Here is a 22,012-nt window from a genome sequence, read left to right as displayed (position 1 = left end):
GACGCAGCGCCCGGTCCGCTGCCTGCTGACGACGCACCATCCAACACCTCCATGCCTACGAGGTGTTGCGACGACCAGTTGAATCCGCCTTGCGAACCCGCGTCCGAGTGGTGAACCAGCTCGCCGGGGACGGGTGGGCGGCCTTCGCGGTCGCGCTGCCACAGGCCCATGTCCAGGGCGTCCAGGACGATTGGGGTCTCCTTCGACATCGAGGCGGACCAGCCGACGATGCGGCGGGAGAAGGTGTCGACGGCGAAGGCGACGTAGACGACGCCCGCCCAGGCGGCGACGTGCGTGAAGTCGGCCACCCAGGTGCGGTCGGGGGCCGGGGCGACGAAGTCACGATCCACGCGGTCCGGGGCTCTCGCGGCGGCCGGGTCCGGGAAGGTGGTGATCACCTTCTTGCCGCGCACCGCGCCGGCGATGCCGATCTCGCGCATCAGGCGTTCGACGGTGCAGCGGGCTGCGTCATGGCCCTGCCGGTTCAGCTCGCGCCAGATCTTCCGGGCCCCGTATACGCGGTAGCTGGTCTCGTGGACCTCCTTGATCAGGGTCTTGAGTTCCTCGTCCCGCACCGATCGCGGCGAGGGCGACGTGAGACGTTTCTTGCAGGCGTAGTAGGTGGAGAGGGCGATCCTGCAGCCGTGCTGGGTCAGCACGCGGCAGATCGGCTCGACGCCGCCGAAGCGGTCCCGGTGCTCGTCGACGAACGCTACGAGCGTGTGTGTGGCCGGTCGAGCCCGGCCGCGAAGAAACCCGCCGCGGCCTTCAGGATCTCATTCGCCCGCCTGAGTTCGGCGATCTCCTTCTTCATCGCCTTGATCTGCGCGGACTCCTCCGTCGTCGTCCCCGGACGCTGTCCGGCATCGATCTGGTCCTGCCGGACCCACTTGCGCAGCGTCTCGCGCGAGCCGATGCCCAGCTTCGTCATGACCGCGTTGATCGCGGCGGACTCGGTCGGGTAGTCGCCGCGGACCTCGGCGACCATACGCACCGCGCGCTTGCGCAGCTCAGGCGGGTAGGAGGAGGGACGTGCCATGACTCTGATCCTTACATGGAATCGAGTCTCCATCCGAACCGGGGCGGTTCAAACACCCGAATGGAAGTGGTACGTGGCGACGAACCGCGCGCGTGGACGGACATCCACGCGGCGATCGTGGACCTGCTCGCGGGCCATCTGCCGGCGACGGACCGGCGGAGGGCTCTCCCGGGTGGCGCCCGTGCCGGAGCTCTTCGTGGGGCGGCCACGAGGGCCGTTGTCAGAGGCGATTGGCAAGATTGCGGCCATGAATGTCACTCCCGTCACTCCGCCACGGCCGATCGACGTTGTCGCGGTCTTTCCCCAACTGGCCCCGCTGGCCCGCACGGCGACCCGCCTGCACCCCCGCCCTGGGGCGCCGACGTGGCACAACAGCTCAATCGGCGGGCCGCTGCTGTGGCCCGCTGAGGAACCGTGGCCGCACTGCGAGGAAACGCATGTCGTGGACGGCATCAACCCAGCCCAGTCCCCGCCGGATCTGCGGCTGGAACGACGGATCTTCGCCGCCTCGCACGGCCGGGACCTGACTCCGGAGGAACGGGAGACTCTCGAGCGGATCCGGCCCCCCCAGACGTATCCGGTGAGGCTGGCGGTCCAGCCGTACGACGGCCCCATAGCGATGCTGCCCGTCGCGCAGCTGTACGTACGGGATGTGCCCGATCTGAGCCCGCCGGAGGGTAAGGACCTGCTGCAGGTTCTGTGGTGCCCCTTCGATCATCCGATCATGCCCAGGACCCTGCTCTTCTGGCGTTCCGCAGCCGCCGTCACCGACATCCTCGACACGCCCCCCGAGCCGCCCGCAGTGCAGTTCGACGGCTATCTACCGGAACCGTGCGTGCTCGAACCGGAGCAGATCACCGAGTACCCCGACCATCTGGAGCTGAGCGAAGAACTGCAGGAGCAGCTCAAGCAGTGGAGTGTGCCGCAGGCAGCAGAGGAAGACATGGACCCGGACACGTACTACGACTGTGTGCTGTCCAACGCACCCGGCTGGAAGGTCGGCGGCTGGCCCGCTTGGAACTCCACCGACCCCAGGCCGCAGCCCTGCTCCGAGTGCGGCACCGGCATGGAGGTCCTGATGACCGTCGCCACGTTCGAGGAAGGGGACGACGCCGGGAACAGCTGGTCTCCGTACCCCCACCCAGGTGCTGGACCGTACCCCGGCCACCGCGGCTACAACGCGACCGGGGTCCAGATAGGCAGCGGCTACCGGCAGCATCTGTTCGTCTGCCCGGCGAAGCCCGAGCATCCGCACATCGAGTTGATGACGTAGCCCGTCCGCGGTGTGAAGCCGGGGCGTCACGGTGCGGGCATGCCGTGACGCCGGTTGTCCGCGAGGCTCAGGGTCCCGGACAACCGACGGATTTCGTTGACCTGCAGGAACGTGACCTCCGACGCGTGGAGTTCCCGCGCAGGTGAGCCCGCATTCCCTTCCACGAGGGTCGGTAGACGAACGTAGGCACATCCTGACGGTGTCCGACCGGCCCATGCCTGCGTTTCGTCACTCGGTGAGGCCCATTTCGTCGGTACCTCGGGTATTCCGGGAGTTCCAATACCCGAGCCCACCATTAAAGGTCTCGCTGAAGCGGAAGCGCGAGGCCGTCACCACGATGCGGATGCACGTCGTCGACCGCTCGGGCAAGCCCGCGCCGATCGCATCGAACAGCGCCTACGAGGCCCGATCCGTCGCGGTCCCGTTCGGCAACTGCCGTGAACCTTCCAACGTCAAGGCGGGCGGAAGCGCGTGTCCCATCCGTTTCCAGTGCGCGGGCTGCGGCTTCTACCGGCCCGACCCTTCCTACCTCCCGGCGATCGAGGAACACATCAACTCGCTGCGAGCCGATCGGTTCACTGCCGAGGCGATGGACGCGGATCCGTTCGTCACCCAGAACCTCAGTGACCAGATCGACGCGTTCCAGCAGGTCCTGAGCGCGATGCGCAAGCAGATGGACAAGATGAGCGACGAGGAGCGCCAGGAGGTCGAAGAGGCCAGCGCGTGCTGCGAAAGGCGCGAGCCGGCCGTGGGCGCACCACCCTCCCACTGACAGTGATCAACCGGAGGTCCTCGTGACCAATCCATCGGCGCAGAGCACAGGCCCGCAGAGCCAGAGCCCGGCTGAGGTTCTGAAGGAGGCCCGACGCCGGGACAGCCGGGCGAAGCGAGCCCGTGTTCTTGAAGCGATCCGTTCTCTTCAACAGAGCGGCGACAAGATCACGCATGCTGCCGTGGCCCGTTCTGCTGGTGTCTCTTCGTGGCTCACTTACGCCGACGGAGTGCGCGAGCACGTTGAGGCCGCCATCCGCGACCAGGTCGCTCCTCGCCCCTCCAGGCGAGACAGCCCGGCGGCCAGCTCCAACAGCTTGCGCATCGACCTCGAACTGGCGCGGGAGGAGATCCGCAAACTCCGCGCAGAACGCGAGCAGTTCCAGCGCAACGCCGCCTCCACCTCGGCCAGCAGCTCGACCAGATCGGCAGTGCAGACCTCGCGGCCCGAGTCCGAGAACTCAACCAGGCCAATGCCGAGCTGGAGGCACTTCTCAACATCAAGACCGGCGAGGTCGAGGGCCTCGCCCGCCGCGTGACCGAGCTCGAAGACGAGCTCACCGCAGCTCGCACCAGCCTCCGCCAGATGATCCGGGGTCAAGGCCCGTGTCCGGGGGTGAGTAACGCGCGCAGGTTCCGCAGGGTGCGGTGGATGGGGTGGGTCATGGTCGTCTCGGTTCCTGGGTGCGGTCGTGGAGTGGGCCCCGGTCTGCCGGTACAAGGGGGTGGCAGGCCGGGGCCCGGGGGCCGCCCGCGGTGAGTGCGGGGCCGCGGGCGGCGGTCTCAGGGGCTGGAGCCCAGGTCGGCATCGTCCTCAGAGGTGGGCGCGGCCGGACCGAAGGGTGCCCCGGAGGGGCGTGGTGTTGTCGCCGTCGGGCAGGTGAGATGCTCGATGTGGTGGCAGAGGGCGCTGGCCGAACGGGCGATGCGCTGCGCGTGGGGGATCGAGGCGGTGTAGCCGGGCCGTGCTACAGATGCGAGAACTCGTTTCGCCTCGCCAACGCCTGCGAGCGCGCAGGCGCGGGGAATGTCTCCCAGGGGCAGTCCGGCCGTGGCGCGTTCGACCTCCGGAATGAGGATCATCAGATGGCCGCGCAGCCGTAGCGTCAGGTCCTCCAGTTCTTCTGCAATGGGCAACTCGGCGTGCTCGGACAGCAACCGCCGGGTCGCAGCGCGGACGGCGTCAAGGGCGAGGACTGTCGGCCGGCCGCTGGGACCGGGTGCCGCACTCGGGCCGTTGTGATCCGTCCGTGCTGCGTCTCGCATCATGCTCTCCGTTCCGGGAGGCTCCGCCCCGCGGACAGGGCAGGCCGCGCAGCCGTGCCGCATGGGTAGCGGGCTGCGCACCATACGCGTGCGCCACGGCACAGTCAGATTGGACCGGTGGACCGGTCCAGTCAAGGGTGTCAGATGCCCGTGCCCATCGGGTAGTTGTCGACCAGCTCCCACAGCCGCGACGGCGTCACACCTTCCTCGCAGACCAGAGGCATGCCGTGCTGGTCGTACGCGGTGTGGAGGACCACCGCGACGGCATACGGCTTCTTCACCCCGAGGAGGTCGGCTTCCTGTCCGGTCGCCAGCCGAACCGTGGTGATGTCCGTTCCACGCGCCGGGGACCTCCCGGTCTGGCGCCGGACATAGTGCGTGGTGCCCTCCGCAATAGGGCCGGCGGCTGACAGTCGCGGGCACTGATCGTCAATCCCCGGCGGGAACCACGCGACCACATAGGTCATCGGGCTGCCGTCCTCGGCCAGCACCAAGCGGTCCCGGCGCAACGCCGGACTGCCCGAGGGGAGCGCCAGCGCCACAGCCACGTGGGACGGCGGGGTCATCATCTCCGGTGTTCCCAGGCGACGGAACGGGCGTCCGCCCGTGGTCCGGCTCGCGCCCGCACGCCTCCTGCCCGCGGGACGGGCAACCGGGGTCTCGACCACGGTGAATCCGCGACCCTGATGCGGACTCACCAGACCGTCGGTACGGAGAACATCCATCGCCTTGATCGCAGTTGAGCGGGAGACGCCCCACTGCTCGCACAGATCGCGGCTGGACGGCAAGATCTCGCCGGGCGCGAACTCGCCCTCGGAGATACGACGGCGCAGGTCCTCGGCAATGAGTTCATACTTGAGCGGCGGCATGAGGCTGTCCTATCAAGGAGGTGACCGGTCAACCGGTCACGCTAGGGTCTGGCGCCCCGCGCACGCCAGCGGTCAGACTGCCCGGCATGACCACAGCCAACGGCACCCCGGCCATCGCACCGGAGATCCTCACCTTCTACGGCGAGACCGTGGACGAGTCCGGACGCCTGACGTCCACCGCCGACGGCATCCTGGAGATGGTCCGCACACAAGAACTGCTGCGCCGCCATCTCCCCGAGCCGCCGGCACGCGTGCTCGACGTCGGAGGCGGCCCCGGCGCTCACGCCCGATGGCTCGTCAAAGACGGCTTCGACGTCCACCTGGTCGACCCCGTGCCCCGCCACGTAGACGCGGCACGCGCCACCGGCGCCACCGTGGAACTCGGCGACGCCCGCGCCCTCACCGCCGGCACCGGCGCCTATGACGTCGTCCTGCTCCTCGGCCCGCTCTATCATCTGCTCCAGCGCCAGGAACGGCTGCAGGCCATCGCAGAGGCCCGGCGCGTCACCCGCCCCGGCGGCCTGATCGCCGCAGCGGCGATCGGACGCTACGCCTCCCTGTTCGAGCACACCGCCACGACATGGCTCGGTACGAACGAACGCGTCCGCGAGGCCGTCGCCGACATCCTCGCCACCGGTGTCCATGAGCCCGGCCGCAAGGGCTTCACATCCGCCTACTTCCACACACCCGGCCAACTCACCGAGGAGATGACGGCGGCCGGACTCGACGAGGTGCAGGTGTACGGGATCGAAGGACCGGGCTGGGGAGCGCTGAAAGCCACCGAGCAGCACACCGGCCAACCACTCACACCCGACACCCCCCTGTTCGCCTCCGCCCTCGAAGCGGCACGACTCGCAGAACCCCACCCCGAGCTCCTCGCCACCGCATCACACATGCTCGCCATCACCCGCACCAGCACCACCTGACGACGGCGACAACACGACGAAGCACCCCCGCCCGACCTCAGAAGGTCGAACTGACCAGAAGGGTTGGACGGATGACGACGCTCGCTGTGACCGGGCATATGGACCTGACCGAGGAGAGCGTCCCGCTCGTACGAGCCGCGTTGCGGGACCTGCTGGCCCGGTACGGCGATGACCTGACCGGGGTGTCCTGTATCGCCGCGGGAGCCGACTCGCTGTTCGCGCAGGCCGTCATCGAGGCCGGCGGACGCCTGGTGGTCGTGATCCCGTCCCGGGACTACCGGGCCAGGAAGGTGAAGCCCGGCCACGCGCCGGTCTTCGACCACCTTGTTGAGGCCGCCGCCGAGGTGCTGACCCTGCCGCACGAGACGGCGAACCGTGGAGCGTACGAGGCGGCGAACGCCGAACTGCCGGCCCGTGCGGACCGGCTTGTCGCCGTGTGGGACGGTATCCCGCCATCAGGGAAAGGCGGCGGGACCGCGGACACCGTCGAAGAAGCTCGCGCGGCCGGAACACCGGTCGACGTGGTCTGGCCGGCCGGTGCAGCCCGCCGTGGCTGACCTGCCCGGCGCGGCCTGAGCCCACTGAAGCGCCGGGCACCCGGACACGGAGCAGCCGGCCGCCGCGCCGCTGATGCTGCACCACGTGCAGCCCGGTCGTGTCAGTGCCGGGTCGTAGGCTGGTCTCATGTCCTCCACCCCTGACCGTGGCCCCGTGCGTTCTGCCGCCGAGCTGAACAAGCTGCTGCGAGGGCTGTGGGTGGACGGGGTTCTGCCGGCGGACCGGCGGCCGGAGTACGAGGCCCTGGTCGTGCAGTGGGCCGAGGCCGTCCAGGCCGAGGGCGAGGTCACGGCCGAGGCCGCGTAACACCGCATCCGGCCCCAGGGTCCGCGCGGTAGGCAGGCATGAGGAGACAGATCCTTGCCAGACCCCCGAACTGCCCGTGCCCCGGGGCAGCATGCCCGTACCGTCCACCCATGTGGTCCACACTCATCGCCGTCCTCGGCACCCTCGCGGGCGTTGCCCTCGCAAGCGCCACGCAGCTCCTCACCGCCCGCCGAGACCGCGACCGACAGCACCATCAGGACGTTGTTGACGCTGCGGACGCGCTGCTTGCCGCTGTTCTCTCGTATCGGGAGCTGTACTGGCTGAGGACCGACTCGATCAGGGCGGGCGAGCCCGACCCGACCGACCGTGCTGCGGTCTACGCTGCCCGCAGTGCGGTGACCCGGGCACGTGACCGCCTGGCCCTTGTCACCGACGAAGCCGCCCTGGTCGATGCCTCCCAGGACGCGGCCTGGTCGGCGATAGACCTGTCCGAGATCCACCTCGGCTCGCCGGTCGACGGCCGGTTCGCGCCAGAGGTCGAGGCTCAGCTGGACGCCGGCCGTGAGATTTCCCGTGACGCTCACACCGACCTGAGGGAAGCCGTGACCGCGTACGTCCACCGGAGGCGCTGACGACCAGACACCTTGACCCGTGCACGACGAATCCGCCCCCGTCCCGCGCGAAGCACCAGACGACTCGCGTGCCCCGGGACCTGTTACTGCTACCGGTGGATCTACCAGCCGCTCCGGTACACCAGCCGCCCAGTAGGGGGGTACTGACTACCGGAACATGGGAAGAACCCCTTCACCGAATCAACAGGGGGGCCTGTGGACGAGTGGGAGATCCGGCGCAGGGTGCGGGACGAGCTGCCCAACGCCATCCAGGAAGTACTTGCCGCCGAGGAGCGACGGAAGCGCCAGGCGGAGAGGGACGCCCAGAAGATGTACGGGCCCAGCAGTGCCTGGGACATCGTCACGGGGTACGGGGGCTGCGCGCTGCTCGTCATCATCGTCGCGGTGGTTCTGTTCTTCGGATACCGGTTCGTCACCATGGAGCTGATGTAACCCACGATGCCCGCCGGTCGGCGGATCCGCGGAACTCGCGAGAGGGGCCAAGGGCGTGGACCTCGGGCCACACACCACCAGCGAGACCCTGGGATCGGCCGACGGTGGCTGATGAACACCGGACCACCCCCGCTCGCGCGGGGAGCACGTGACACCCGCGCCCACGCTGCGGGAGCCCCGCGGACCACCCCGCTCGCGCGGGGTTCAGCCGGGCACCGCCCGGCCCGTCCGCGTTCCCCCTGGGGGAATGAGAAGCGCTCTCACCCGGTAACGGCCTTCTCATACTCGTTGATCTCCCGGACGGGTACTCCTACCGTCCAACCGGTAGCGAAGGCCGCCTGTGCGGGGGTGGTGCTTCTGTCGGTGTTCGCCGAGGAGCGTCATGAAGACTCGCACGGCCCCCTTCACCCGCACCACGGCGTTCGCCGCCGTGTGTGTCCTCGCACTCCTGCTGGGTCTGACCGCCGCGGTCGCCACTCCCGCGCGGGCGCAGCAGAACAACTATCCGACCGGGCTGCGGGCCGTGGCGGTCGGCGACACCACCGTGTCCCTGCGCTGGGATCCGGCCGCGCGTCCGGCCGAGGTCGGCCACTACCAGGTGGTGGTCGACGGCGGGTTCGAGGTCGGCACCACGACCGGTACCACGTTCACCGTGACACACCTCAACGTGGACACCGCGTACACCTTCGCCGTGATCGCGATCAGCCCGGACGGGCGGGAGGGCTGGTCGAGTGTGCACATCCCGGTACGGACGACGGGAACGGTCCCGCCGATGCCCGCGCACCCCGTCCGGATGGGGATCTTCACCGAGAAGGGCAGCCATGAGCGCGAGTTCTACGTGAAGAATCTGATGACCAGCGGTACGGCGGCCCGGCTCACCCATCTCACCTATGGATACGGCAGGGTCACGGGCGGCCGGTGCGGCATCGCCGACACCTACGCGGCCCTCGAACGGGCCTATCCGGCCGAGACGAGCGTCGACGGGAAGGCCGACACCTGGGACCAGCCCCTCCGCGGCTACCTCCATCAGCTGCGCGAGCTGAAGCAGGCCCGTCCGGGCCTGAGGATCCTGTGGTCCTTCGGCGGCTTCGAACAGGCCCGCGACTGGACCGGGGCCCAGCAGGACCCGGCGGCCTTCGCCGCCTCCTGCGCCCGGCTGATCGACGACCCGCGCTGGGCGGGGCTCTTCGACGGCATCGACCTGGACATGGAGATCCCCGAGTGCCGGCTCGCCCCCTGCGACCTCGGCGGAGCCGCGGCCGTGAAGCCGCTCACCCGGGCGCTGCGGGCGGCGCTCGGCCCCGACCGGCTCGTCACCGTGACCATCGGTCACCGGGGCGGCGGCGCCGATCTGTACGGCAGGACCGATCTCACCGGCGCGGCCGCGCACACCGACTGGTTCAACGTGCGGACCTACGACTACTACCAGTCCACCCATCCCCTCCAGCGGAACCGCCCGACTCCCCACGCCCCCCTGTACTCGTGGAACACCGATGACTGGGGCCGGGCCGTCCACCACGACATCCGGGGTCTGACCGCCCAGGGGGTCCACCCCAACAAACTCGTCCTCGGTGTTCCCACCCACGCCTGGGGCTGGGAAGGCGTGAGGGCCAAGCCCTGGGTGGGCCACTACTACGCGACGGGACCGGCGTCGGGGCCGTACGAACTGGGGCTGGACGACTACCGGTCCATCAGGAGCAGGTGCGCCGACACCGGAGAGCTGGGGCAGACGGCGTACTCCCACTGCGGCAGCCAGTTCTGGGGCTACGACACACCGGCCACCGTCAAGAAGAAGATGGACTACGCCCGCCAGTACGGTCTGGGCGGCGCGTACCTGTCCAACCTGCGCGGCGACACCGCGAACGGCGATCTGAGCGCGGCCGTGGAACGCTCGCTCGGACCGGTCCGCTGAACCGCGTCCGCCGCCAGGGGCGTCGGCGACCCGCCTGTGGTCCGGAGAGGCCGGGAGGTGTCCGTGCCTGTGCCTGTGCCCGCGCCCGGGAGAGTGCCCGCCCCGGGAGCGTGCCCGTGGGAGCGTCCGCGGGCGGGTCCGGGACGTGCTCCGGACGGCCGTACCGGCGCGATCGGAGAGGGGACGCGCTCGGATGCGGCCGGGTTCCGGATCGCGTGGCCCGGACGCCCGTGGACAGCGGCCCGGAGGGGTTTCGGCAGGTGACCCGGCGGATGAGGGATGGGTCACGATCCGGAAAGATCCTCCGTTAGCACTAGGGCCGATGCTTTGCTGTCCCATTACTCTTGACGCAAGGCCGCGCCCGGTGGCCATGGAGGAGTGAGATGAGGAGCAGTAACCCGGTCTTCTCGCGACGGGGGTTCAGCCGTGACAACGGCATTGCGGGCTTCAACGCGCAGCCGCAGGCCGGGGGCCCCGCCGTAGGAACCACACCCGCGAACCCCTATGCCCAGGGCGCCGCCAACCCGTACGCCACGAACCCCTACGCGCCGGCCGACACCGGAGCCGGCGGACCGCAGGCACCCGCGCGGTCCGGGGTGATGACCATCGACGATGTCGTCTCGCGCACCGCGATGACGCTCGGCACGGTCGTCCTCACCGCCGCGCTCTCCTGGTTCCTGCTGCCCGTGGACCAGGACAATCTGGGCAAGTCGTACGGAATCGCTATCGGCGCCGCGCTGATCGCGATGGTGCTGGGCCTCGTCCAGGCGTTCAAGAGCAAGCCTGTTCCCGCGCTGATCCTCGCGTACGCGGCCTTCGAGGGTGTGTTCCTCGGCGTCATCTCCAACACCGTCAGCACCTACATCAGCCCCGGTGTCGTCGTCCAGGCGGTCCTGGGCACGATGTCGGTGTTCGCCGGTGTGCTGATCGCGTACAAGATGCGCTGGATCCGCGTCACCCGCCGCTTCTACGGCTTCGTGATGGCCGCCACCGTCGGCTTCCTGCTGCTGATGGTCGTCAACCTGCTGTTCACCGTCTTCAGCGGTGGCGACGGGCTGGGCTTCCGCAGCGGTGGTCTCGGCATCCTCTTCGGTGTCATCGGCATCATCCTCGGCGCCTGCTTCCTCGCCCTCGACTTCAAGCAGGTCGAGGACGGCGTGACCTACGGCGCCCCGCGCCAGGAGTCCTGGATGGCGGCCTTCGGCCTCACCCTGACCCTGGTGTGGATCTACCTGGAGATGCTGCGCCTGCTGTCGATCCTGCAAGGGAACGACTGACCCGGGGCGCGGACGTCCGATCCGGACGGTGATCGATCCGGACGGTGCCGTCTGATTCCGGACGGCGGCGTCCGTGTCCGGAGCGTGTGACGATCGACTGTATGACGATGGGCCCGCAGGCAGTGCCTGCGGGCCCATCGGCGTCTCGGGACTCAGGGGGCCGGCAACCGACCGGGCCCGTCCTGGGGACGGCCCTGCCTAGTGCTGTGGCCGGAAGGGTTTGCCGTGGGCCCGCGGCGTCCGGTGCGGTGCAGCGCAAGGCGGAGGTCCGCAGCTCGTACTCGCCGTACTCGCGCGGTCCGACAACGCAGCGAAGTGCCGTGCAGGGCGTCGCGGGCCGGTGAACGTTTCCGGTCACAGCACTAGAGCAGCCTGCGGGCGGCGCGCCTCAGGTCGTACTCGTGGATGATCGCCTTGGCATGTCCGTACGAGAGGTTGTGCTCGCTCCGGAGCCAGCTGACCTTCTCCTCGAAACGGAAGAGGGAGGGTCCTTCCTCGACGGTGTGCAGCCAGTCGGAGATCTCACGACCGGTGCAGTGGGGGATTCGGGAGAGCAGATTTCGATGGGTCTCTTCGGAGAAGACTTGGGACATCGGCGCCTCCGGACGCATTCGCGCGTGTGCTCCTTCAGGCCACCGTGCCTGAGCGTTCGCGTATTGGCAACACTCCGTGGGCTGTGCATAGGCTGCGATGTGCCCGATACGACTGAGCTGCTCACCGCGCTGGACCACTTCGCCGATCAGCTGCGGGCCGCCCCGCAGAGCCGCCTCCAGCGGGGTGCGGCCGCGGAGGGGCTGGGGCTGGCCAGGGAGTTGGCACTGCGTGCCCAGCGCATCGAGACCCCCGGGCGCGAACCGCTGATCATGCCGGACGCCGGGATGTTCGCCGTCGCGGATCAGCTGGCGGTGGCCGGTACGGATCTGGCGGAGGCACTGCGGGGCACCCCGGACTCGGCGGCGCGTGAGGTGGACGAAGCCGTGCGGCTGATCCGTGAGGCCGAGCGGCGGGCCTTCCCGTAGCGAGCCGTGCGGGAGCGGCCGGGCCTTACCGGCACCATCGCGGGGGCGCTCGTCCGCGATCAGTGGTCCCACCTGGGCGGACGAGCTGATTGATAGATCGCTGAGCGGGTACTGCCGATCAATTCCGGAGCGGGCTTGAGTGGGCGAGCCGTCCGCCTCGACGGGAGTCGCCGGACCGGGTTGCCGGATCCGGGGCCGACGCCCGCGGCGCGGCCGGGAAGTGTTCGTACCCGCTCACATCGCACCCGCTCAAAGGGAGTCATCTCCGTGAGAAAGCGTCCTGCCGCACTGGTCCCGGCCGCCGCGGCCGCCATGGTCCTCACGTCCGCACCGTCGGCGCAGGCCCTGGAATTCTTCACTCCGCTCCGATTGGTCTACAGCAAGGGGTATGTGAACGCCGAGGTCCGTTCGGAGGGCAGGGTCATCAGATTCAACGGCGGTACCAACGAGAACGATGTCCGCGGCTTCTGCAGCCGGGTCCGGTTCACCGCGCTGAACGACCGTCTTGAGCCGATTGTGGACCGCCACCCGGACGCCGTTCTCGTCACGACGACGTCATGGCACTGCGTGAAAGGGGGGAAGCCGTTCGCGGCGGGGCTGAGTACGCCCAGCGTGCCGGGCGGAGCCACCGTGGTCCGCGTCGACGTCGAGACGAAGCCCACCGCGACCAGCCCCGACCCGGGCGTGGCCACCGCGAGCCAGCTGTGTGTCAGGGGAAGCATCTGCCGTTAGCGTCCGTAACCCGTAACCCGTAACCCGTAACCCGTAACCCGTAACCCGTAACCCGTAACCCGTAACCCGTAACCCGTAACCCGTAACCCGTAACCGCCGTTCCGCGCGGTCACGCGGCGAGACTCGGCCGGCTGGGGCCCGGGGGAGCGCGGCCCCTGGGTCGGGTCTGGCGGGCCCGGCGGACCGGGGTGGGCTCCTCGTCGCGGGGACGGCCCGGCGGGGCGCAGAGAGGCGCATGAGGGCACTGAGGGGGGCGTACGGGAGCGGGGCGCCCGGACCGGGTGCGGGGGTGCGCGGGGCGGGGTCCCGGGAGCAGGGCGCGGCACCCGGTGGAAGGCCGAGGGGCGGGCGGACGATCCGGTGGGTGGGCTTCGCCTGTGTCCGCTGTGTCCTGGTGGGTCTGCTGCGTCTGCTGTGTCCGCCGTGGTTCCGTAGCCGCTCTAGAGGGACGCTATGACACGGTCCGCCAGTATGTAGACGGTCTCCTCGCCGCAGACGAACGTCAGGGCGTACGCCCCCGAGACGCTGGAGCCGCCCAGCAGTACCGGGGTGTTCCCCTCGCGCAGGGCCTGCGCCAGGCGTTCCGCGGTCTCCCGGTGCCCGGGCGTCATGCACAGCGTCGTACCGTCCGCGAACACATACACATCGAGCGTGCCGAGCGGACCGGGCCGTACGTCGGCGAGTTCCGTGCGCGCCTCCGCCAGGTCCTCCAGCCGGGACACGGTGCGCTCGTGGTCGGTGACCACGGGCGTCTGGACCGGTACGAAGTCCGGGTGCGAGGGGTGCCGGCGGCGGGCGGCGGCCAGTTCGGGGGAGTCCTCCGCGAACTCCGGCGACTCCGGCAGCTCCGCCACGTCCTCCAGCGCCTCTGCCATCTCGTAGTCGACGGCCTCCAGGCCCACGAAGTCGGCCTGGCGCGGCACGTAGTACGGGAGTTCGTCACCCGGTGCCGACAGCCCGCCCACCAAGGGCGCGGGGGCGTCGCCGCCGAGCCGGGCGGTGGCGTCCGCGGCGTCCCGGGACTCCTGCGCGGCCCAGAAGGCGCGTGCCTCGGCGAGTTCGCGCTCCCGCTCCTCGGCGAGTGCCTCCGCGACGGCGGCGCGTATCTCGGCGGCGGGGGTGGACCGCGCCTGCGGCACGGTGGCCGTGCCCTGGGCGATCCCCGGGGTCGTCCCGGCGGTGGCGGCGAACAGCTCGGTGCGCAGGGCCGCGACCTGCTTGCGGAGCCCGTGGGCGGCGTGCAGGGCGGCGGCGCCGACGACCGTGGCAGCGGCCGTCGTCAGCAGCAGGGCAAGAGACATGGCGCTCACTGACGTACTCCCGGTTTTATTCGACACACCCCCGACTTCCTACATCAGCTTGCGATGGCCGTGGGGCTCCTGTCAGTGCATTACGTCACGAAATGGACAGGACTTTTGGCCCGGCGTTTATCGGGGGAGTGGCGCTGACCTGCGGAAACGATTTTCCCTTGGGGTGCAGATCACATCCTGGGGGCTTTTCGGTCACGACTTGAGATCCCCGGCCCTTCTGTACGTGGGGGGGCGGGGGTAGTCGCGCCCGAAGGGGCCTGCCGTCGCCACGGGCGAGGCGCCCTCCGGCCGGGCCGCGGGCGGGGGTGGTCGGCCGGGCGGCTGAGCCGCCCGGCCCGGGGGTCGCGCCTCCGCTGCGGGCAGGTGCCGCCCTCGTTCCTCGGGCGCCCCCTACCCGCCGCTGCCTCTCAGCTGAGCCGCTCGATCACCATCGCCATGCCCTGGCCGCCGCCCACGCACATCGTCTCCAGACCGAACTGCTTGTCGTGGAACTGAAGGCTGTTGATCAGCGTGCCCGTGATGCGTGCGCCGGTCATGCCGTACGGGTGGCCGACCGCGATCGCACCGCCGTTGACGTTCAGCTTGTCGAGGTCGATGCCCAGGTCCCGGTACGAGGGGATGACCTGCGCGGCGAACGCCTCGTTGATCTCGACCAGATCGATGTCGCCGATCGTCAGCCCCGCGCGGGACAGCGCCTGCCGGGACGCCTCGACCGGGCCGTACCCCATGATCTCCGGGGAGAGCCCCGAGACACCCGTGGACACGATCCGGGCCAGCGGTGTCAGGCCCAGCTCGGCCGCCCGGACGTCGCTCATGATGACCAGGGCCGCGGCGCCGTCGTTCAGCGGGCAGCAGTTGCCCGCCGTGATCAGCCCGTCGGGGCGGAAGACGGGCTTCAGACCCTCCACGCCCTCCAGGGTGACGCCCGCGCGGGGGCCGTCGTCCTTGGAGACGACCGTGCCGTCCGGGGTGGTGACCGGGGTGATCTCGCGCTCCCAGAAGCCCTTCCTGATGGCCTCCTCGGCGAGGTTCTGCGAGCGGACCCCGAACTCGTCCATCTCGCGGCGCGTCACGCCCTTGAGCCGCGCCAGGTTCTCCGCGGTCTGGCCCATCGCGATGTACGCGTCCGGCAGGAGGCCGTCCTCGCGCGGGTCGTGCCAGCCGTCCACCCCGCCCTCGGAGAGCTTCGCCGTACGGGCCTGGGCGTCCGCGAAGAGCGGGTTCTGGGTGCCCGGCTGGCCGTCGGAGGAGCCGTTGGCGAACCGGGACACCATCTCGACACCCGCCGAGATGAAGACATCGCCCTCACCCGCCTTGATGGCGTGCAGCGCCATCCGCGAGGTCTGGAGCGAGGAGGAGCAGTAACGGGTGATCGTGCAGCCGGGGAGATGGTCCATCCCCATCTGTACGGCGACGATCCGGCCGAGGTTGTGCCCCTGCTCTCCGCCGGGCAGCCCGCACCCGAGCATCAGATCGTCGATGTCCTTCGGGTCCAGCCCGGGGACCTTGGCGAGGGCGGCCTGAATGACCGTCGCGGTCAGGTCGTCGGCCCGCAGATCCTTGAGGGAGCCCTTGAAGGCCCGGCCGATGGGGCTGCGGGCGGCGGAAACGATGACGGCTTCGGGCATCACGGCTCCAGGAGGAGAGAGGGTGGACGGTTCGGAAGCTACCCCTTGGTAGCGGCGAGGTCACCGGTACCGGGGTGTGACGCGGACCTCAATTCTAAGCGAGCGCTCACTTTTTCGTATCCGCCGCACGGGGCGGGACCGGGCTGCCGGGTCCGGGCGGGTCCGGGCGGTGTGCCGTGCGGGGCCGGTGGGCTGGGTGTGATCCGGGCTGCCGGCGGGCCGGAGACCCCGGCCCGGGGTATGTGAGCGGCGCGCGGAATACGGGCCATGGGCCCCGTACGGCGCCATGAGCGGGCGCGCTCCGGATATGCGCACGGCCCCCTGGGTGCGCGGCCCGCCCCGGGCACGCGCCCTGCCCCGGGTATGCGGCCTGCCTTGGATGCGCGGCCAGCTCCGGGCACGCGGTAGGACTCCCCGGGCGGAGCGCCCCCGGTATGAGCGGGACCCGGACGCAGGCTCCGGGGGCGGGCACTCCGAGGACCCGGCCGCCGGCTCCCGGGGCTGCCGGTCCGGGGCGACCCGCCCCGGACGTGTCAGCGGCGGGTCGCCCGGGAGGAGGACGGCTCCTCGGCCGCGCCGTGGGCGGCCGAGGCCGGGGACTCCGCCGGGATGCGCCTGCGGCGGCGGTGCTTGAGCAGGGCCCAGGGGGCCCGGGCGCCCGTGACCTCGGTGCCCGCCTCCTTGGCCGCCGTCGCCGCCGCCTTCGCCACCGGGAGCATGTCCTCGTCCCGGTCCGCGTCCAGCCGGTCGGTCTCCGGCCACAGGCCCAGCGCGGCGCAGAGCGTCGGCAGCATCGCCATGGCGGCGGTGGCATACCCCTCGGCCGAGGGGTGGTAGTTGTCCATGCTGAACATCTCGCGCGGGTTCTCCGCGAACTCCGGCCCCAGCAGATCGCCCAGCGACACCGTACGGGCGCCCTGCTCCACGGCGACGATCGTCTGCGCCGCCGCCAGCTGCCGCGACGCCCGGCGCGCCAGCCATCTCAGCGGCTGGTACACCGGCTCGATGGTCCCCAGATCAGGGCACGTGCCCACCACCACCTCCGCGCCCGCCGTACGCAGCCTGCGCACCGCGCCCGCCAGATGACGTACGGACTCCGTCGGCGGCATGCGGTGCGTCACATCGTTCGCGCCGATCATGATCACGCAGATGTCCGGCATCCGGGAGGTGTCCGAGAGGAGCTGGGTCACCTGCCGCTCCAGATCGTCCGACCGGGCTCCGGCCAGCGCCACATTGCAGACGTCCACCGGCCGCTCGGCCACCGCCGCCAGCCCGGACGCCAGCAGTGCCGCCGGGGTCTGCCCGGCCCGCCGCACCCCCTGACCCGCCGCCGTGGAGTCGCCCAGCACCCCCAGGGACAGCGGGTCCTCGCGGCCGAAGGCCAGCCCGTACAGCCCGTCCCCCCTCGGCGGCAGCGGTGCGATGCCCCCGCCGACCGAACGCTTCGCCAGCTGGACCTCCGCGAGCAGCAGGCCCACGGCCGCCACTCCGACCAGACCGATGCCCCCGCCGCCATAGGCCGCGCCCGCCGCGATACGCCGTGCCACTCTCGCCCTCGACACCGAGCCACCTCCTCTCATCAAGAGCTAACTGCCCGGTAACGGCCGTCGCCCAATCCCGTCCATGTCCGCATACTCTTGCCGCATTCACTACGGAGATCCCGGAGAACAATTGTGCGCTTCCACACCTCTATGATCAGTCTTGTCGGCAATACACCGTTGGTGAAGCTGAACAGTGTGACCTCGGGCATCCAGGCGACCGTCCTGGCCAAGGTCGAGTACTTCAATCCCGGCGGGTCCGTGAAGGACCGCATCGCGCTGCGCATGATCGAGGCGGCCGAGGAGAGCGGAGCACTGCTGCCCGGCGGCACGATCGTCGAGCCGACCAGCGGAAACACCGGGGTGGGGCTGGCGATCGTGGCCCAGCAGAAGGGCTACAAGTGCATCTTCGTCTGCCCGGACAAGGTCTCCACGGACAAGATCAATGTGCTGCGGGCGTACGGCGCCGAGGTCGTCGTCTGCCCCACCGCCGTCGATCCCGAGCACCCCGACTCGTACTACAACGTCTCCGACCGGCTCGTCCGGGAGACCCCCGGGGCGTGGAAGCCGGACCAGTACTCCAACCCGAACAACCCCCGTTCGCACTACGAGACCACCGGCCCCGAGCTGTGGGAGCAGACGGACGGGAAGATCACCCACTTCGTCGCGGGCGTGGGCACCGGGGGCACGATCTCCGGCACCGGGCGCTATCTGAAGGACGTCAGCGACGGCGCGGTGAAGGTCATCGGCGCGGACCCGGAGGGCTCCGTCTACAGCGGCGGCTCCGGCCGTCCGTATCTGACCGAGGGCGTCGGTGAGGACTTCTGGCCGACCGCGTTCGACCGTACGGTCACGGACGGCATCGTCGCCGTCTCCGACAAGGACTCCTTCCAGATGACCCGCCGTCTCGCCAAGGAGGAGGGCCTGCTCGTCGGCGGGTCCTGCGGGATGGCGGTCGTCGCGGCCCTGCGGGTGGCCGAGGGGCTCGGGCCGGACGACGTGGTCGTCGTCCTGCTCCCGGACAGCGGGCGCGGCTATCTCTCCAAGATCTTCAACGACGAGTGGATGGCCGACTACGGCTTCCTGGAGGACTCCGGGCCCTCCGCCTCCGTCGGGGACGTCCTGCGTCACAAGGAGGGCGGCAAGATCCCCAGCCTGGTGCATATGCATCCGGAGGAGACGGTCGGCGAGGCGATCGAGGTCCTGCGGGAGTACGGGGTCTCCCAGATGCCCATCGTGAAGCCGGGCGCGGGCCACCCGGACGTGATGGCGGCGGAGGTCATCGGGTCGGTCGTGGAGCGGGAGCTGCTGGGGGCGCTGTTCACCCGGCAGGCCTCGCTCACCGACCCGCTGGAGAAGCACATGAGCGCCCCGCTGCCGCAGGTCGGCTCGGGCGAGCCGGTGGCCGATCTGATGAACGTCCTCAGCGACCCCGCCACGGCCGCGGACGCGGCGATCGTCCTGGTCGAGGGCAAGCCCACGGGCGTCGTCAGCCGCCAGGACCTGCTGTCGTTCCTGGCGGGCGGCGGAAAGTAACGGCTCGGGCCGCCGGTCGGTGCCGGCGCACGGAAGGTACGGGCCGGTGCCGGGTGCCGGGGCCGTTCCCGGACGGGCCGTCCGGGGGCCAGGGCCGAGCGGGCCCCCGGACGGTGGCCGGGCCCTTGGGCGATCAGGCGGGGCGGGCTCCGGCCGGTCGGCCGGGGCCGGTTGACGTGGTGTGCGCTCGCGTCGGATGCCGGGCGTCGTCGGTGCCGGGCCGGGGCCGTCCTCGGACGGGCCTGATCCGCCCGGGGGGATCAGGCGCGGTCCGCCACCTCCGCGGAATCGGAACGCGTGTGTCACGCGGGCGCAGCATCCCCTTAACACGCCTCCCCCACAGTGGTGGATGCCGGCGGGGACCCGGGCACGGGTTCCCGGCCGGCGCCAGGGCGGCGTCTCGGACGTCCGGAGCGGCTCCCGGACCGAGAACGCCCCAGGACGCGGTGACCGGCCCCGGGCCGGGTCCGCGTCCCCGTGGAGACCGCTGCCGTCCCGGCCTCCGGCCCACCCCCGGGGGTGCGGCGGTCTCCGCGCCGGCCTCCCGCGGTGCTCGGCGCCTGAACCGGCCCGTGCCGGGCCCGTGGCGGCTCCCTCGGGGTCAGTCCTCCCAGTCGGAGGAAGCCGAGGGCTTGTGGCGCGTCCAGGGCCACCAGCGGGCCGCGTGGACCGCGTTCACCCCGACGATGCCGAACCAGGTGGCGACCAGCCCCTCGATGCCCGCCTGGACCACGCCGATCGCCGAGAGCGGGATCGCGAGGATCATCGAGATGATCGCGAAGCCGAAGCGCTCGCCGAAATTCGGTTCCGTGGCCTGCTGCGGCGGGCGGGCACCACGGGCGACCACCATCTGCTGTTCGGCGAGCTGGCGGCGGACCCGGCGGTCCACCGTGCCGTCGAGGCGCTGCTCGACCTTCTCCAGAAAGGATTCGACGAGCGCCGACTCGTACTCCTCGCCCAGTTCACGGCGGGCGTGGAGGGTGGCGTCGAGTTCCTTCTTCAGCTCAGAGTCGCTGGCTTCCATGGTGAACACGCTACGGGCGGCCGCACCCCCCGTCAGTGGGGGTAGCACCACTCTTTCGCACGGGCTACCCGGATCCTTCCCGCCGGTCGCCCCGAGCCGGCCGGGGTGACCCCGCCCGCCGGGCGCCGCGCTGAACGATGATGTGACTGCGGCGGCGACACTGGACCCGGACGATCGACGAGCGCGAACGGCCCGGCCCGGCCGCTCACGAACGGTCCGGACGGGAGAGAACGGCAGCCGATGGCATGGACGGGCCGTCGACTGCGGGGACGGCTGCCGGCGGCAGGGACCGCAGGGACGGCATGTGGACCGCATGGACGACACCGGGACGACGAGACCCGGACGAGAACGGACGAGAGGGGACCGGATGACCGAGAGCCCTGCCGCACGGCTCCAGCAGCTCTTCGAGGGGCACCGCCTCACCCCCACCCAGCGCCGCATCGCCCACAGCATGGTCCGCCGCGCCGCCGACGTCCCCTTCCTGTCCAGCGTGGAGCTGGCGGAGGCCGCCGGGGTGAGCCAGCCGTCCGTGACCCGATTCGCCGTCGCGCTCGGCTTCGACGGCTACCCGGCGCTCCGCAGGCATCTGCGGGACGTCGTGCCCCCGGGGAGCGAGCCCGCCGGGGACCTCCCCAACGAGTACCAGCAGGCCGTTCTGGCCGAGATCGAGAATCTGCGCCATCTCGCCGAGCTGCTCGCCGACCCGGCCCCCGTCGTCCGCGCGGGAGGGCTGCTCGCCGCCTCCCGCCCGCTGCCCGTCCTCGGGCTGCGGGCCGCCGCCGCGCAGGCCCGCGGCTTCGCGTACTTCGCCGCCAAGGTTCATCCGGATGTACGCCTCCTGGACGAGGGCGGCAGCCTGCTCGCCGACCGTATCGAGGACGCCCGGCACGCGGGCGCCAGCGCGCTCCTCTGCTTCGCCCTGCCCCGCCACCCCCGGGAGGTCGTGGAGGCGCTGACCCACGCGCGTACGGCGGGGCTGACCGTGGTGACCGTCGCGGACTCCGCGTTCGCGCCGGTCGCGGGCCACAGCGATCTGCTGATCCCGGCCGCGGTCGGCACCGGGCTCTCCTTCGACACCGCCTGCGCGCCGATGCTGCTGGGGCGGGTTCTGCTGGAGGCGATGTGCGACGAGCTTCCCGGAGCACAGGCCCGGCTGGAGCAGTTCGACGCCCGAGCGGCGGCACGAGGTCTCTTTGTCGACTGAATCCCCGATGAACGCCGATGAACGCCGCCCGGCGGCGGCAGCCCGGCGCTTGCCGTCCTGTCGTCTGGCGCCTGCCGTCTGCCGTCTGCCGTCAGCCGTCTCAGGGATCTGAACATGTCATTTCTCAGGCGCGGTTAAGAAATCGCCGCTAGCCTCCGCGCGCAGGAACATGTGTGGGACACCGAGGAGGCGTGGACCACGGAGTGGGCCACCGAAGAGAGGAGCACGGACGTGGGGCGCGGGGCGCAGTCGCTGGCGAGGGTGGCGGTGGTCGTACGGGCCGGGGCGGCCCCCCTGTGGTGGCTGGGGCTGGTCGCCGCCGGTATCGGCGCGCTGCTGCCGGGGCTCACCGGGCGCCGTATCGGTCTGCTCAGCGCGGCGGCGCTGTTCATCGTCGCCGCCGCCGTCACCGCAGTCGTACGGCGCGGCCGGTACACGCACTTCGCGGGCGCCGCGACCCGTGCGGGGCGCACCGACTTCCTCCAGGACCGGAAGGTGACCCTGCGGAACTGGCGGCGGGCCCGCCGGTGGTGGCTGCTGCTCGCTTTCCTCGCCGCCGTGGGCAGCTCGTTCGCGCTGCCGGGCGCGGGCGGCGGGCTTCTCGCGGGCGTCGGCGCGGGGCTGTGGGCCAAGGCGGTCTGGCTCGGCCGCCGGGAGCGCGACGACGAGGCGCTGCTGTGGCTGCGTACCGACTGGGTGTCGCGCGGGCCGGTCGGCAAGGAGGTCAAGGGATTCCGGAGCACCGGAATCGCGGCCGGGGACGCCGCGCCCGGTGGGGCGCGGCGCCGGTGACCCGGCC

Annotated in this window: 22 protein-coding genes and 2 pseudogenes; 15 read left to right on the top strand and 9 right to left on the bottom strand. The window is 70.8% G+C overall.

Annotated features, from left to right (window positions below; translation table 11 throughout):
• Together ACIBCM_RS30035 and ACIBCM_RS30030 are read right to left on the bottom strand one after the other, a co-directional pair.
• A pseudogene (locus tag ACIBCM_RS30035) lies at positions 1-674 on the bottom strand (IS3 family transposase); the annotation flags it as partial.
• A gap of 38 nt (positions 675-712) precedes the next feature.
• Positions 713-1,039 (bottom strand): transposase, encoded by a 327-nt coding sequence (locus ACIBCM_RS30030; RefSeq protein ID WP_399248632.1) that lies wholly within the window; start codon positions 1,037-1,039, stop codon positions 713-715.
• Positions 1,040-1,286: 247 nt separating this feature from the next.
• Here ACIBCM_RS30030 and ACIBCM_RS30025 point away from each other — a divergent pair, with 247 nt between their 5' ends.
• The 3 genes and pseudogenes from ACIBCM_RS30025 (at position 1,287) to ACIBCM_RS30015 (ending at position 3,622) form a co-directional block, all read left to right on the top strand.
• Positions 1,287-2,312 (top strand): hypothetical protein, encoded by a 1,026-nt coding sequence (locus ACIBCM_RS30025; RefSeq protein WP_399248630.1) that lies wholly within the window; start codon positions 1,287-1,289, stop codon positions 2,310-2,312.
• A 298-nt stretch (positions 2,313-2,610) separates the two neighbouring features.
• Positions 2,611-3,110 (top strand): annotated as a pseudogene (locus tag ACIBCM_RS30020) (site-specific integrase); the annotation flags it as partial.
• Positions 3,107-3,622 carry a DUF6262 family protein gene (locus ACIBCM_RS30015; protein WP_399248628.1) on the top strand — a complete coding sequence of 172 codons (516 nt, stop codon included), beginning with the start codon at positions 3,107-3,109 and terminating at the stop codon, positions 3,620-3,622. The pseudogene ACIBCM_RS30020 and the gene ACIBCM_RS30015, both read left to right, overlap by 4 nt.
• Before the next feature lie 244 nt (positions 3,623-3,866).
• On the opposite strand, the gene ACIBCM_RS30010 is transcribed toward ACIBCM_RS30015, so the two are convergent.
• Both ACIBCM_RS30010 and ACIBCM_RS30005 read right to left on the bottom strand, forming a co-directional pair.
• Positions 3,867-4,349 (bottom strand): DUF6415 family natural product biosynthesis protein, encoded by a 483-nt coding sequence (locus ACIBCM_RS30010; RefSeq protein WP_399248654.1) that lies wholly within the window; start codon positions 4,347-4,349, stop codon positions 3,867-3,869.
• A gap of 140 nt (positions 4,350-4,489) precedes the next feature.
• The gene (locus ACIBCM_RS30005) at positions 4,490-5,218 is read right to left on the bottom strand and encodes a GntR family transcriptional regulator (protein WP_399248626.1); all 729 of its coding nucleotides are present in this window, start codon (positions 5,216-5,218) and stop codon (positions 4,490-4,492) included.
• A gap of 86 nt (positions 5,219-5,304) precedes the next feature.
• Here ACIBCM_RS30005 and ACIBCM_RS30000 point away from each other — a divergent pair, with 86 nt between their 5' ends.
• From ACIBCM_RS30000 to ACIBCM_RS29970, 7 genes are all read left to right on the top strand, one after another.
• Positions 5,305-6,144: a class I SAM-dependent methyltransferase gene (locus tag ACIBCM_RS30000; RefSeq protein ID WP_399248625.1), complete on the top strand. Its 840-nt coding sequence runs from the start codon at positions 5,305-5,307 to the stop codon at positions 6,142-6,144.
• A 71-nt stretch (positions 6,145-6,215) separates the two neighbouring features.
• Positions 6,216-6,701 carry a hypothetical protein gene (locus tag ACIBCM_RS29995; protein WP_399248623.1) on the top strand — a complete coding sequence of 162 codons (486 nt, stop codon included), beginning with the start codon at positions 6,216-6,218 and terminating at the stop codon, positions 6,699-6,701.
• Between the two features lie 127 nt (positions 6,702-6,828).
• Entirely contained in the window at positions 6,829-7,008 is a 180-nt protein-coding gene (locus ACIBCM_RS29990; RefSeq protein ID WP_399248621.1) for a hypothetical protein, read from the top strand.
• A 110-nt stretch (positions 7,009-7,118) separates the two neighbouring features.
• The gene (locus ACIBCM_RS29985; RefSeq protein WP_399248619.1) at positions 7,119-7,601 is read left to right on the top strand and encodes a hypothetical protein; all 483 of its coding nucleotides are present in this window, start codon (positions 7,119-7,121) and stop codon (positions 7,599-7,601) included.
• Positions 7,602-7,796: 195 nt separating this feature from the next.
• Positions 7,797-8,033, top strand: coding sequence for a hypothetical protein (locus ACIBCM_RS29980; RefSeq protein ID WP_399248617.1), 237 nt, complete (start codon positions 7,797-7,799; stop codon positions 8,031-8,033).
• 382 nt (positions 8,034-8,415) lie between these two features.
• Positions 8,416-9,945: a glycosyl hydrolase family 18 protein gene (locus ACIBCM_RS29975; protein ID WP_399248615.1), complete on the top strand. Its 1,530-nt coding sequence runs from the start codon at positions 8,416-8,418 to the stop codon at positions 9,943-9,945.
• A 383-nt stretch (positions 9,946-10,328) separates the two neighbouring features.
• A complete protein-coding gene (locus ACIBCM_RS29970) occupies positions 10,329-11,222 on the top strand; it encodes a Bax inhibitor-1/YccA family protein (RefSeq protein ID WP_399248613.1) in 894 nt (297 codons plus the stop codon).
• Between the two features lie 362 nt (positions 11,223-11,584).
• Here ACIBCM_RS29970 and ACIBCM_RS29965 read toward each other — a convergent pair whose 3' ends face one another.
• Complete coding sequence (locus ACIBCM_RS29965; RefSeq protein ID WP_389264950.1) at positions 11,585-11,815, bottom strand: DUF4287 domain-containing protein; 231 nt, start codon at positions 11,813-11,815, stop codon at positions 11,585-11,587.
• A gap of 99 nt (positions 11,816-11,914) precedes the next feature.
• Between ACIBCM_RS29965 and ACIBCM_RS29960 the strand changes: the two genes are divergently transcribed.
• Complete coding sequence (locus ACIBCM_RS29960) at positions 11,915-12,241, top strand: hypothetical protein (protein ID WP_399248610.1); 327 nt, start codon at positions 11,915-11,917, stop codon at positions 12,239-12,241.
• A gap of 267 nt (positions 12,242-12,508) precedes the next feature.
• Positions 12,509-12,973, top strand: coding sequence for a hypothetical protein (locus ACIBCM_RS29955; protein WP_399248608.1), 465 nt, complete (start codon positions 12,509-12,511; stop codon positions 12,971-12,973).
• Positions 12,974-13,413: 440 nt separating this feature from the next.
• On the opposite strand, the gene ACIBCM_RS29950 is transcribed toward ACIBCM_RS29955, so the two are convergent.
• The 3 genes from ACIBCM_RS29950 to ACIBCM_RS29940 form a co-directional block, all read right to left on the bottom strand.
• Complete coding sequence (locus ACIBCM_RS29950; RefSeq protein ID WP_399248606.1) at positions 13,414-14,274, bottom strand: hypothetical protein; 861 nt, start codon at positions 14,272-14,274, stop codon at positions 13,414-13,416.
• 416 nt (positions 14,275-14,690) lie between these two features.
• Positions 14,691-15,911: an acetyl-CoA C-acetyltransferase gene (locus ACIBCM_RS29945; protein WP_399248604.1), complete on the bottom strand. Its 1,221-nt coding sequence runs from the start codon at positions 15,909-15,911 to the stop codon at positions 14,691-14,693.
• A gap of 533 nt (positions 15,912-16,444) precedes the next feature.
• Positions 16,445-17,491, bottom strand: coding sequence for an SGNH/GDSL hydrolase family protein (locus tag ACIBCM_RS29940; protein WP_399248602.1), 1,047 nt, complete (start codon positions 17,489-17,491; stop codon positions 16,445-16,447).
• 93 nt (positions 17,492-17,584) lie between these two features.
• On the opposite strand from ACIBCM_RS29940, the gene ACIBCM_RS29935 reads away from it, so the two are divergent.
• A complete protein-coding gene (locus ACIBCM_RS29935; RefSeq protein ID WP_399248600.1) occupies positions 17,585-18,985 on the top strand; it encodes a cystathionine beta-synthase in 1,401 nt (466 codons plus the stop codon).
• A 601-nt stretch (positions 18,986-19,586) separates the two neighbouring features.
• On the opposite strand, the gene ACIBCM_RS29930 is transcribed toward ACIBCM_RS29935, so the two are convergent.
• Positions 19,587-20,009 (bottom strand): hypothetical protein, encoded by a 423-nt coding sequence (locus ACIBCM_RS29930; RefSeq protein WP_399248598.1) that lies wholly within the window; start codon positions 20,007-20,009, stop codon positions 19,587-19,589.
• A 367-nt stretch (positions 20,010-20,376) separates the two neighbouring features.
• Between ACIBCM_RS29930 and ACIBCM_RS29925 the strand changes: the two genes are divergently transcribed.
• Together ACIBCM_RS29925 and ACIBCM_RS29920 are read left to right on the top strand one after the other, a co-directional pair.
• Positions 20,377-21,213, top strand: coding sequence for a MurR/RpiR family transcriptional regulator (locus ACIBCM_RS29925; RefSeq protein ID WP_399248596.1), 837 nt, complete (start codon positions 20,377-20,379; stop codon positions 21,211-21,213).
• 231 nt (positions 21,214-21,444) lie between these two features.
• Positions 21,445-22,005 (top strand): hypothetical protein, encoded by a 561-nt coding sequence (locus tag ACIBCM_RS29920; protein WP_399248652.1) that lies wholly within the window; start codon positions 21,445-21,447, stop codon positions 22,003-22,005.
• Positions 22,006-22,012: the final 7 nt, after the last annotated feature.

It is taken from the genome of Streptomyces sp. NPDC051018, from assembly GCF_044456085.1.
Taxonomy (GTDB): Bacteria; Actinomycetota; Actinomycetes; order Streptomycetales; family Streptomycetaceae; genus Streptomyces.
The sequence above is the reverse complement of the archived record's forward strand: the minus strand, read 5'-3'. Positions and strand labels throughout refer to the sequence as shown.